Annotated in this window: 10 protein-coding genes and 1 pseudogene; 3 read left to right on the forward strand and 8 right to left on the reverse strand. The window is 70.4% G+C overall.

From position 1 onward, the window contains the following. Window positions 1-54: 54 nt before the first annotated feature. The gene (locus tag D7X12_RS13675; RefSeq protein WP_208719001.1) at window positions 55-687 is read right to left on the reverse strand and encodes a TetR/AcrR family transcriptional regulator; all 633 of its coding nucleotides are present in this window, start codon (window positions 685-687) and stop codon (window positions 55-57) included. Window positions 688-792: 105 nt separating this feature from the next. Between D7X12_RS13675 and D7X12_RS13680 the strand changes: the two genes are divergently transcribed. After that, entirely contained in the window at window positions 793-1,779 is a 987-nt protein-coding gene (locus D7X12_RS13680) for an NAD-dependent epimerase/dehydratase family protein (protein ID WP_120625720.1), read from the forward strand. A 61-nt stretch (window positions 1,780-1,840) separates the two neighbouring features. Here D7X12_RS13680 and D7X12_RS13685 read toward each other — a convergent pair whose 3' ends face one another. Beyond that, a complete protein-coding gene (locus D7X12_RS13685; protein WP_120625721.1) occupies window positions 1,841-2,140 on the reverse strand; it encodes a hypothetical protein in 300 nt (99 codons plus the stop codon). Window positions 2,141-2,233: 93 nt separating this feature from the next. Continuing rightward, a complete protein-coding gene (locus D7X12_RS13690; RefSeq protein ID WP_120625722.1) occupies window positions 2,234-3,193 on the reverse strand; it encodes a LysR substrate-binding domain-containing protein in 960 nt (319 codons plus the stop codon). 124 nt (window positions 3,194-3,317) lie between these two features. Here D7X12_RS13690 and D7X12_RS13695 point away from each other — a divergent pair, with 124 nt between their 5' ends. After that, on the forward strand, window positions 3,318-4,232 hold the full coding sequence (locus tag D7X12_RS13695; RefSeq protein WP_120625723.1) for a DMT family transporter: 915 nt from the start codon (window positions 3,318-3,320) through the stop codon (window positions 4,230-4,232). Between the two features lie 4 nt (window positions 4,233-4,236). Here D7X12_RS13695 and D7X12_RS13700 read toward each other — a convergent pair whose 3' ends face one another. Continuing rightward, window positions 4,237-5,046, reverse strand: coding sequence for a class I SAM-dependent methyltransferase (locus D7X12_RS13700; RefSeq protein WP_158620047.1), 810 nt, complete (start codon window positions 5,044-5,046; stop codon window positions 4,237-4,239). 1 nt (window position 5,047) lies between these two features. Further along, window positions 5,048-5,575 (reverse strand): ureidoglycolate lyase, encoded by a 528-nt coding sequence (locus D7X12_RS13705; RefSeq protein ID WP_120625725.1) that lies wholly within the window; start codon window positions 5,573-5,575, stop codon window positions 5,048-5,050. 53 nt (window positions 5,576-5,628) lie between these two features. Between D7X12_RS13705 and D7X12_RS13710 the strand changes: the two genes are divergently transcribed. Then, the gene (locus D7X12_RS13710; protein ID WP_208719003.1) at window positions 5,629-6,561 is read left to right on the forward strand and encodes an RluA family pseudouridine synthase; all 933 of its coding nucleotides are present in this window, start codon (window positions 5,629-5,631) and stop codon (window positions 6,559-6,561) included. Between the two features lie 20 nt (window positions 6,562-6,581). Here the strand turns inward: D7X12_RS13710 and D7X12_RS13715 are convergent, their stop codons facing one another. The 3 genes and pseudogenes from D7X12_RS13715 to D7X12_RS13725 form a co-directional block, all read right to left on the reverse strand. Further along, window positions 6,582-8,906, reverse strand: a complete 2,325-nt coding sequence (locus tag D7X12_RS13715) for an Ig-like domain-containing protein (RefSeq protein WP_158620048.1) — start codon at window positions 8,904-8,906, stop codon at window positions 6,582-6,584. Window positions 8,907-8,932: 26 nt separating this feature from the next. After that, window positions 8,933-9,355, reverse strand: coding sequence for a hypothetical protein (locus D7X12_RS13720; protein ID WP_147443642.1), 423 nt, complete (start codon window positions 9,353-9,355; stop codon window positions 8,933-8,935). Beyond that, window positions 9,345-10,902, reverse strand: a pseudogene (locus D7X12_RS13725) (hypothetical protein); the annotation flags it as partial. The pseudogene D7X12_RS13725 and the gene D7X12_RS13720, both read right to left, overlap by 11 nt.

The raw sequence follows: 10,902 nt of genomic DNA on the forward strand, positions 1-10,902 counted from the left end.
CGGGCGGCCACTTGACGGACCCCCTGCTCACGTCTGTGAACGAGGATTTCCCGCCTACCTCGTACGTCGGGCGGCTTTGGCGGGCTTCGTCCCGTGCACCATGCTGGCGACGAGCGTCTGCGTGAGCGCTTCGGCGGGGGCGCCCTGGAACCCGGAGCAGGTGAGCTTGAGGCTCACGATGCCGTGCAGGCCGGCCCAGAACACTTCCGCGAGCCGCACGGGCGTCGTGGCGTCCAGGGTCAGGCCCTGGGCCTTCAGGGACTCGAACGCGCGCACCAGCACGGCGAACGACTTCGGCCCCGCGCCCTCCTGCTTGTCCTGGAACAGGTCCGCGGACAGCTTGGGGTCCTCCATGAAGACGAGCCGGTAGGTCTCCGGCTGCTTCAGGCCGAACGTCACGTAGGCGTCCGCCAGGCGTGACAGGCGCTCCACCGGCTCCTCGCAGGCCGCCGCGGGCTCCAGCACCGCGAGCAGCTCCTGGAAGCCGCGCACGCACAGCTCCCGCGCGATGGCGTCCCGGTTCTCGAAGTGCAGGTAGAGCGTCGCGGGCGCGTACTCCACCGCGTCCGCCAGCTTGCGCATGGACAGGGCCCCGAAGCCCTCCTTCATCACCATGTCGCGCGCCACCCGGAGGATCTGCTCCCGCAGCTCCGCCCGCTGACGTTCCTTCCGCTCCGCGCTGCCCATGTTCCAACGGTAAGGCTTGACGTGGAGTACGGCCAGCAATAAATGAACGGTGTTCACAGAACGGTGTTCATAAAACGAGTCGCCGTTCATTCAAGGGAGCGCGGCATGGAGACGGTGGCGTTGTTCGGCGCCTCGGGCGTCATTGGACAGGGAGTGGCGCGTGCGCTCCAGGCGCAGGGGCGGGGCTACCGGGTGGTGGGCCGCTCGATGAAGGGCCTGCAACAGCAGTACGGGGCGGATCCGCGCGCGGAGCTGGTGACGTGGAACCCGGAGGACCCGGCGTCCATCCGGGTTGCGGCGCGGGGCGTGAAGACGCTCGTCTACATGGTGGGGGTGGACTACTGGAAGTTCCACCTGCACCCGCAGTTGATGCGGCGCACGCTCGACGCGGCCATCGCGGAGGGGGTGGAGCGGGTGGTGCTCATCGGCACGGTGTATCCGTATGGATTGCCGCGCACCGAACGGGTGACGGAGGCGCATCCGCGCGAGCCGAACACGTACAAGGGCCGCATGCGCAAGGAGCAGGAGGACCTGCTGCTGGCGGCCGACGCGGCGGGCTCCATCCGGGGCACCATCCTCCGGCTGCCGGACTTCTACGGCCCAGGCACGGAGCGCAGCTTTCTCTACCGCGCCTTCGTGGCCGCCCTGGAGGGCAAGCGCGCCCCGCTCATCGGGCCGGTGGACATGCCGCACGAGTTCGTCTTCGTGAACGACGTGGGCCCGGTCGTCACCGCGCTGATGGATGAGCCCCGCGCGTACGGACGCTTCTGGAACCTGGCGGGCGCGGGCGTCACCACGCAGCGCGAGCTGGTGAAGGAGATCTACGCGCAGGTGGGGCGCCCCGCGAAGATGATGACGATGGGGAAGGGGATGCTGCGGCTCCTGGGCCTGTTCCAGCCCTTCATGCGCGAGCTGGTGGAGATGCACTACCTGCTCACGAACCCCGTGCTGATGGACGACTCCGCGCTGCGCGGGCTGCTGGGCCCCGTGCACAAGACGCCCTACGCCGAGGGCATCCGCCAGACGCTGGCGGCCCTGCGGGAGCAGAAGCAGGCCCGGGCGAACCCGGTGCCCGTCACGGCGACGCCGTGAGGCCGCGCGTGGGGCGAGGCCCGGGGCAGGTGCCCGGACCCCGCGAGCGACGCGAGCGGGCTCAGCTGGCCGTGCTGGCTTCCGGATGCTCCTCGCTGCACACCTGCGAGGCGTCCTCCGCCTGGCGGGTCTCGTCGGTGGAGACCGACGCCGTCGGTTCGGTGGGGGTGGCCGCGGCGCCCCCGCACCAGCCGGGGTTGTATTCCGCGCACGTCGTGGGCGTGAGGTGGACGTAGCACTCCTCTTCACAGCCGTTGACCGGACACACCTGGTAGCACTGCGGCGGCAGGGCAAAGGCAGCCGTGGGCGCGAGGGAGAGGACCGCAGAGACCGCCATCAGGGACTTCATCAGCTTGCGCATGCGAACTCCGTCTGGGATGGACTGCAAAGCCAGTGTGGACCCGATGCGCTGTCTGGTAAAGGAGTCGATTTTGACAGGCTTTGGCTTGGACTGTCATAGGGGAACTTTCCTGCGGGGCGGTGCAACGCCTTGCGTTGGAGTGGCGGCTCCCGGGCGGACCGGCGGGGCGGGCAGCCCCGGCTGGGTGAGCAGCCAATCGATGAAGGCGCGTGCGGCGGGGCGCGGCCTGCGGTGGGCCGGGTACACCACGAAGTAGCTGGCGCGCGTGGGCATGCTCGGGCCGGGCAGCCGCAGGAGCCGTCCCTCCGCGAGGTAGGGCGCGGAGATCCGTTCGCGGGCGAGCGCCGCGCCCACGCCCTGCACCGCGGCCATCAGCGCGCCGGTGGTGTCGCTGAAGTAGTAGCGCTGGTCGAACGTTTCGCCGCGCACGCCCGCGGCCCGGAACCAGTCCTGCCACCCCTGGCGCGACAGGTCGCCAATCAGCGGCAGCTTCGCGATGTCCGCTGGCTCGTGCACCCCGTCGAAGCCTGGCAGGTGCGCCGAGGCCACGGGGAACATCGCGTCGTCCATCAGCGGGTGCGCGCTCAAGCCCTGCCAGGGCCCCTGCCCGTAGCGGATGCCGACGTCGGGTCCACCCTCGTCGAAGCGCGTGAGCGCCGGCTCCGTGTCCACGTGGAGGCGGGTGCGCGGGTGCGCGGCGGTGAACCGGGGCAGGCGCGGCATCAGCCACGCGTACGCCAGCGAGTGCACGGTGGTGATGCGCACGACGTCGCCCTCGTCCCGGGTGCGTCGCAATCCTCCGAGGACGCTGTCCATGTCGGAGAGCGCGCTGCTGGCGGCGTCCGCGAGCTGGCGCCCCTCGGCCGTCAGCGTCACGCCGCGGGCATGGCGTTGGAAGAGCACGACGCCCAGCCGGCCCTCCAGCTTGCGGACGTGGTGGCTGACCGCGCTGGCGGTCAGGTGCAGCTCCTCCGCCGCATGGGCGAAGTTCTGGTGGCGGGCGGCGGACTCGAAGGCCGCCAGGGCGGGAAGCAGATCCGTGCGCAGGGTCATGGGAGTAGCCTCAAATCTGGCTCGTGGCTGGCCCGGAAAGTATGCGCTTGTGGAGGAAGGGGGGAGGGCGTGAATAGAAGCCCAGGCAGAAATCAGATTCCTTCCTCCGCTCAGGGGACGCGCCATGAGTGCTTCCGGTCTCACCCATCCACACACCGCTGCTCCCTCCCTTCCCCGCGCATGGCTCACCCCGCTGGAGCTGGTCGCGCTGGGCGCCATCTGGGGGGCGTCCTTCCTGTTCATGCGCATCGCCGCCCCGGCCTTCGGTCCGCTGCCGCTGGTGGAGCTGCGCGTCGGACTGGGCGCGCTGGTGCTGATGCCGTTCCTCTGGAAGGCCCGGGCGTCCTTCGGCCCCGGGCTGTGGCCGAAGCTGGCGCTGCTGGGCGTGCTCAACTCGGCGGTGCCCTTCGCGCTGTTCGCCTGGGCCGCGCAGCGCGCTCCGGCGGGCATCGGGGCCATCACCAACAGCATGTCGGTGCTGTTCACCGCGCTGGTGGCGTTCCTGTTCTACGGCGAGCGCATTGGCGTGCGGCGGGCGGTCGCCCTCTTCACGGGCTTCGCCGGGGTGGTGGTGCTGGCCAGCGGGAAGACGGGGGGCGAGGGCGTCGCCTGGGCCGCGGCGGCGGGCACCACCGCCGCGTTCCTCTACGGCATCGGCGTGAACATGGTGAAGCGTCACCTGGCCGGGCTGCCTGCCTCCGCGGTCGCCGCCGCCACGCTGTCGTGCTCCGCGTTGATGATGCTGCCGTTCGCCATCGCGACCTGGCCGACGCAGCCCATCGGGGCGCGGCCCTGGCTGGCGGCGGCGTCGCTGGGCGTGGTCTGCACGGGCCTGGCGTTCGCGGTGTACTACCGCCTCATCCAGCGCATCGGCCCGGCGCGCGCCGTCACCGTCACCTACAGCGTGCCGTTGTTCGGTGTGGCCTGGGCCTGGCTGCTCCTGGACGAACCGCTGACGCCCTCCATGCTCATCGCGGGCACGCTCATCCTGGGGAGCGTGGCCCTGGGACAGCAGCCCGTGGCTCGCAAGGCGTCGTGAGGCGTCAGGAGGATTCGAACTTGCTGATGCGGTAGCCGTCGCGGACGGCGGGTATCAGCCGGCGGATCATGAACGCCGGCACCCGCTGGCCCGCGAGCTCCATCGTCCGCAGGGGGATGGAGGTGGCGGACGCGAGCGTGTAGCCCGCCTCCAGGAAGGGGGCCTCGGGCGTGTCCGTCATGTCGCGGAAGGTCGTCCCCAGCTCGGTGATGGCCTTGTGCAGGTCGCCGCTGTAGTCGCGCTGGAAGGCCGCGCGCATCAGGTCGCAGTACACGGCGTGCTGGGGGAACAGCTCCTTGAGCACGGCGAGCATTTCCCGGCGCTGCGCGTGCGTCAGGTACATGAGCACGCCTTCGATGATGAAGTGCGTGCGCTTCGCGTCCCGGTACGGCGCCAGCCGGTCCTTGAGCGACTCCGCCTGGAAGTCGATGGACAGGCGCTCCAGCGGGTTCTTCGCCTCCGTCACGGGCAGCTGCGTGTCCTTGTGCGTGATGATGGCGGGCTCGTCCACCTCCAGCCACCGGCCGCCGCGCAGGCGGTAGGCGCGCGTGTCGAAGCCCGCGCCGAGCACCACCACCCGGGCCTGGGGCTCACGGTCGAGCTCCTCCTGCACGAGCGCGTCGATGATCTGATGCCGCCCGGCATTGCTGGTGTTGGGCCGCGTGAAGGACTGGAAGCGCGCCCAGATGCGCCGGGCCTCGTCGTCCATGAACCGCGCGGCGAAGGTGTCACCGCACAGCGGGCGGGGCTTTTGGGCGTCCGCATACCGGCACGAGAGGGTGTAGTACGCCGTCTTCGAGATTGCGTTGGCCATGTCAGTCCCCCAGGTACACGGATACAGTCGTGGAGAACTGACGCACGACGCAGTCCTCCGCGCTCCCATCCTCCCACGCCAGCATCGCGAACTCCGCTGGAGCGTCGAGCGCGATGATGGGGTGGTGCCACACGCCCCGGTGGTAGTTCACGCCCTGGCCGGGGCCGCAGACGAACGCGACGAGGCCGTCCAGGTCGGGGCCGCCCGAGGCGTCCGTCGGCGCGACGCACACCAGGAACCGCGAGCAGCGCATGGGCAGGAAGGCCTGGCTCGAGCGGGGGTGGTGCTCCAGCAGCTTCACGGTGAAGGGCAGCGGCTGGGGCACCGAGCGGAACACCGCGAGGTTGGGCTTCGCGCCCGCGCGGTCGCTCTCCAGCTTCGCCGACCAGTCGAACCGCACGGCGGTGCCCTGGTTCGCCGCCGCGCCGCTCTTGAGCCCCGCGGAGACGACGTCTCCAAAAGGAGCGAAGGCCTCTGGCGTCAGGGGGCGCGCGAGGAGGGAGCGGGGAGGGGAGGGAGCGTCCTTCATGCGGCGAAATATATACGGACGGGGGGCCGCGACCTGCCGGATAGAGTGCGCGGGTGACGTCCAAGCCCGGCCTGAACGACGGCTATGTGTATCGCGAGCAGGTGGAGGCCGCCGCCGTGGGGCGCACCGCGCTTGCCTGGATGACGGACCGGTACCGGCACTCCTCCGAAGCCGAGTGGCGCGCCCGCTTCCTGCGCGGTGAGGTGCAACTGGACGGCGTCACGGCGACGGGCGACGAGGTGCTGCGCGCGCACCAGGAGCTGTGCTGGCACCGCCCGCCATGGCAGGAGGGCGAGACGCCGGACAGCTTCGAGCTGGTGTACGAGGACGAAGCCCTGCTTGCGGTCATCAAGCCGAGCGGGCTGCCGACGATGCCGTCCGGAGGCTTCCTCAAGAACACGCTGCTGTCCTTCGTGCGGCTGCGCTGGCCGGAGGCGTCAGCACTGCACCGGCTGGGGCGGGCGACGTCGGGGCTGGTGCTGTTCTCCCGCACGCGCGAGGCGGCGGCCCGCCTCTCCCTCAGCTGGCGGGAGGGGGATGTGGAGAAGCGCTACCGCGCGCTGTCGGACGGCGTCGCGGCGCAGGATGACTACGACATCCGCGCGCCCATCGGGCTGGTGCCCCACCCCCTGCTGGGGACCGTGCACGGGGCCAGCGCGCAGGGCAAGGCGTCCAGCAGCAGCGCCCGCGTGCTGGAGCGGCGCGAAGGGCAGACGCTCTTCGAGGTGCGCATCCACACCGGGCGCCCGGAGCAGATTCGCATCCACCTGGCCTTCATCGGGCACCCGCTCGCTGGAGATCCGATGTTCGCGGCGGGGGGACTGCCCCGGGAGCAGGAGCCCGGGCTGCCTGGAGACGGTGGCTACCTGCTCCACGCGGAGACGCTCGCGTTCACGCACCCCCTCTCAGGGGAGCGCCTGCGACTGCATGCTCCACCGCCGCCCGGTTTGAGGACGGCGGCGGAGTCCTCGGACCCCGTGGCCTGAGCAAGGCCACGGCCCCGCTCCTACGGCCGGATGAGGTTCGTGGGAGGCGCTCCGGTGAGGTTCTCAGTGCTGTCGAAGAGCAGCTGCCCGACGTAGTTGAAGTTGTGGGCCCACGCGCCGTGGTCCTTCTGGCTCAGCTGGTAGTTGTGGGCCGCCTGCACGAGGGCCGGGGTGAACGGCGCGAACGCGTTGGAGGAGACGGCCTCCGTCGCGCTGCAGGTGCCGTTCTTGTCCGTGTCCTTGAAGAAGTACGGATTGGCGTCGCCGTTGTAGCAGATGCCATTGCCCGTCACCCCGCGCATGGCCGTCAGCAGTCGCGCGGCCATCCCCGCCACCTCCGCCTTCAGGGGCTCGGTGGTGTTCCCGTCCCCGTCGTAGTCCTGCAGGTGGACGTTGCGGATCTGCTCCGCCGCGCTCTGGTCCGCGTGGCACGTCTCGCAGCGCGCATTCCACACGTCCGCGACCTTGAACGTGTGGTTCGTCCCTCCAGGGACATGGCAGCTCGTGCACTGCACCCCGCCCATGTGCGTGAGCCGGCCCGCGTACGTCTTGCTGGGGTACTCGTAGCCAATCCTGGCCAGCGTTCCTTCACGCGTCCCGGCGGCCGGCATGTAGTGCACGTTCTGGAAGCGCGGCGTGCCGCCCGCCGCCAGCGCCGTGTCGATGGTGGCCTTGGACGCGCGGCCGATGTGGCAGTTGGCGCAGAGGTTGTCCTGGCCCGGCAGGTTCACCGTCGTGTTGTCCGGCAGCCACGTCTTCGCGGGGACGAAGACGTCATAGGTGGGCTCGAAGTTCTCGTGGCAGGTGAAGCACTCCAGGCCGTTGGCGGTCTCCGGCACCGACTGGCCCACGCCGTACTGGACGAAGAACCGGTAGCCCTGCGCGCCGCTGTGGCAGCGGGAGCAGCTGGCCTGGACCGTCTCGCTCGTGTCCCAGTTGCGGGCCGCCTTGCTGGCGCCGTTGAAGTGGCCCGGATCATTGCGCACGAGCATCGACAGGTCGAACGGAGCGGTCAGCCCCGCGTTCAGCGATTGGGTGGAGTCATGCAGCAGCTGGAGGATGTACTTCGCGTTGTGCGCGAACGCGCCCGGATCCACCTTGGACAGCTGGTAGTTGTAGGCCGCCTTCTGCAGGCGCGGGGTCCAGCTGGCGAACGCGTTGGTGGACACGGACTCCGCCGCGCTGCAGACGCCGTCCTTGTCGGTGTCCCGGAACCAGTACGGGTGCGTATTGCCATAGCAGAGGGGCTGGGCCCGCTCCGCGCCGTAGCGCTGGACGCTGGCCAGCAGCTTCTCCCGCAGGCCCTGGATCTCGAAGTAGATGCCCTCCGCGCGGTTGTTGTCCCCGTCGTAGTCCTGGTTGCGCGAGGCGATCTGCCGGATGTCCCAGGCCTTCGTGACGTCCGTCACGCCCACGTGGCAGGTGGCGCATTCATCCCAGCGGACCTGGGTGGTGTGCGCGTCATGGCACTCGTTGCACTTGTCGAAGGTGGGCACGTGGCGGAACCGCGTGTCGTAGACCTGGTTCGGGTACTGGTAGCCGCCGGCGGCCTGGCTTGCGAAGAGCGTCGCGGCCGCGGGGTAGTAGTGGATGTTGGTGAATCCCAGCGCCGGGGAGGTGGTGTCCTCGCCCACGACCCCCGCGTCCGCGATCTGCGCGTCAATGTCCTTCCCCGCGGCGCGCCCCTGGTGACACACCATGCACCGGGCCTCCGCGCCCAGGCCGGTGACCTGCTTGCCGGAAGGGAACGTCACTGCCGTCAGGCTTGCGGCCGCGCTGTCGTGGCACGTCTCGCAGCGGACCACGGACTGCGTCTTGCCCGGGGCATCCACGCGGCCCGCGGCGGTTCCGTCGCCGCCCAGGTAGTCGACGAAGCCCTCCGAGCTGTGGCACCTCGCGCAGCTGGTCGGCACGCTGCCCGCCGCGTTCCAGTGCGTGAAGGCCTCGGCGGTGGTGTCCGCGTGCGGCGACATGGACCAGGCGAGGTAGTAGGGCACCTGGTCGGGATTGACGCCCGCATCGGTGCCGGTGGAGGGCGCGATGACCACCACCGCGTGGCGCCCTTCCAGCCGGGACTGCGCGCCGACGACCTTGACGCCGGTCTCACCCGCGCTGACGCCTGTCACGAGCCCGGTGCCGTCCACCGTCGCGATGCCAGGGTTTTCGCTCTCCCACGTGTAGCCCGTGTCGCTGGCCTCGCGCGTGGTGGCCGTGAGCTGGAGCGTCTGCCCCACCATCACCGAGTGGGCGCCGGAGGTGGTCACCCCCGGGTTGGACGTCTCCAGCTTGGCGCAAGCGGACAGCGTGAGCGCCAGTCCAACCAGGAGCAGGGCGTGGCGTTTCATCGGGACTCTCCGGGGGATGAAGTGCTTCAAGGTTGGGCGCCTCCGGCGATCCATGCCAGGAGGGTCTGGTACTCGGTGCTGGTGTCCCGGTAGATGGCCCCGCCGCCGTGGCCCGCGCCCGAGGCCTTGCGCAGCAGGCGGCTGGCGGGCGGGTTGGACACGTCAATGGACGAGGTCGCCTCCAGGTAGTCCGCCTCGGCGTCGCCGGTCAGCACGAAACCTGTGTCGCCTGCCGCGCCGCCGCTGCGGTGGCAGGACTGGCAACCGGAGGTCAGGAGCGGATGGATGCTGGCGAAGGAGACGGCCTCTCCGCCATCCCCGCCGCTGCCGCCATCATTCGTGGGTGAGACGCCCGCATCGGGGGTGGGATCGCCGCGCTGGAAGTCCGCGCAGCCAAGGACCAGGGGAAGCCCCACGGCCAGCATCCGGAGCAGGGAACTAGAACTCAAGCGCCACCACCAGTCGGGTGAAGTCGTCCGGGACTTCGTCGGCCTTCTCCAGGTTCCAGTAGTGGAAGAGCCCGGCGCTCAGGCCGCGCCACCGGGCGACCGCCCCCACGTTGTGCGTGGAGCCGTCGTCCCGGGTGAGGTCGGTCGAGTCGAGGATGAGCCCCCTCCGGTTCCCGAAGGTGCGCAGGCCCTGCCGGTACTGGAGGTAGAGCCAGTCCCTGGGATGGAAGCGCAGCTGGAGGTAGCTGGCGAAGTGGTAGTAGTCCGCGCCCGGCCCTCCGTAGCCCTCGGCCTCGCCGCCGGAGACGTCCGCGCGCAGCAGCCCGGCGCCCAGCGAGAAGCGCTCCAGCACCGGCACGCCGCGCGGACGCCACACCGCCACATCCAACGCCTGGAGGAACAGGCGGCGCCCGAACCCCAGCGAGTTGAAGTAGGGCGAGTACCACACGCTGACGGGCCCCCACGACGCGCCCAACCGCGCCCCGATGCCCAGGCGCGTCTCGTCGAGCGGCGCGAAGTCGGACTGGAGGTTGAGCACCGCGTCGGCGGTCCTCAGCTGGTAGCCGGCGATGAGGTAGGCGTCGCCGGAGAGGGTCAGCGGCCCCTGGCGGCGCTGCACGTTCACCGTCAGCCCCTCCCGGGCGAACACCACCGGGAGCACCTTCTGATCAAAGCCCGCGAGTCCGCCGTAGCTGTGGTGGAAGAGCGGATCTCCACCGAAGGGCACCAGCACCTTGCCGCCCTTGGCGAACACCTTCACCGGCCAGGCCTCGGGGCTGACCCGGACGCCGACCTCCCAGAACTGCAGCGACAGCATCTCCAGGGTCAGCGTCACCGGATCCGTGGCGGACTGCCGCGTCAGGAAGAGGAACTGGTGATAGCTGCGCAGCGCGTTCACGCCCTCGGACTGGAAGGGGTGGTCGTTGTAGTTGCGGCGCTCGTAGTTGAGGTCGAAGCGTCCGTTCAGGCTCAGCGAGCCGAAGACCGGGTAGGTCCCCAGCGAAATCCCCGCGTGCGGGTTGGCCCCGTGCGGATTGGCCCCGTGCGGGTTGGGCGCGGGCGACGGTTGCGCGGGCGGGTTGGCTGCTGGCGACGAAGGTACGGGCGCGGAGGCGACGGGCGTGGCTTCGGGGACGGGCCCCTGCGCGCCCGCGTTGATCCACTGGCCCAGCAGCTCCAGCTCCGCGCTTCCCGGCTCCCATACCGCTCCGCCCGCGTGCGCCTCGCCCTTCGCGCGCTGATAGAGGACGCTGGTCGCGGCGGAGCCGGGCACCACCAGGGGCGACACCGAGCGCAGGTGCTGCCCGGGATCCGTGCTCGCCACGTAGCGGCTGGAGCCAGCGAACCCCTCCGGGCCGTGACAGCTCTCGCAGCCAGACAGCAGCTGCTCGTGGACGCGAGGTGCGAAGCGCAGGGCCTCCGGTGCCGCCGTGGGGGACTCCGTGGGCGGCGACCGGGCAATCACAGCCGGGGCCCCGGGCTCGGCGGTTGTCGCGGTGGAGGCGGGGGGCTTGGGAGCGCTGTCGCGAGGGCTGTCTCTTATACAC

Origin of the sequence: Corallococcus sicarius (assembly GCF_003611735.1) — a bacterium.
GTDB lineage: Bacteria > Myxococcota > Myxococcia > Myxococcales > Myxococcaceae > Corallococcus > Corallococcus sicarius.

Coding starts and splice junctions, on each gene's coding strand:
- D7X12_RS13705 (WP_120625725.1), bottom strand. CDS start 5,575: ATGAAGGACGCTCCCTCCCCTCCCCGCTCCCTCCTCGCGCGCCCCCTG.
- D7X12_RS13675 (WP_208719001.1), bottom strand. CDS start 687: ATGGGCAGCGCGGAGCGGAAGGAACGTCAGCGGGCGGAGCTGCGGGAG.
- D7X12_RS13690 (WP_120625722.1), bottom strand. CDS start 3,193: ATGACCCTGCGCACGGATCTGCTTCCCGCCCTGGCGGCCTTCGAGTCC.
- D7X12_RS13715 (WP_158620048.1), bottom strand. CDS start 8,906: ATGAAACGCCACGCCCTGCTCCTGGTTGGACTGGCGCTCACGCTGTCC.
- D7X12_RS13680 (WP_120625720.1), top strand. CDS start 793: ATGGAGACGGTGGCGTTGTTCGGCGCCTCGGGCGTCATTGGACAGGGA.
- D7X12_RS13695 (WP_120625723.1), top strand. CDS start 3,318: ATGAGTGCTTCCGGTCTCACCCATCCACACACCGCTGCTCCCTCCCTT.
- D7X12_RS13685 (WP_120625721.1), bottom strand. CDS start 2,140: ATGCGCAAGCTGATGAAGTCCCTGATGGCGGTCTCTGCGGTCCTCTCC.
- D7X12_RS13700 (WP_158620047.1), bottom strand. CDS start 5,046: ATGGCCAACGCAATCTCGAAGACGGCGTACTACACCCTCTCGTGCCGG.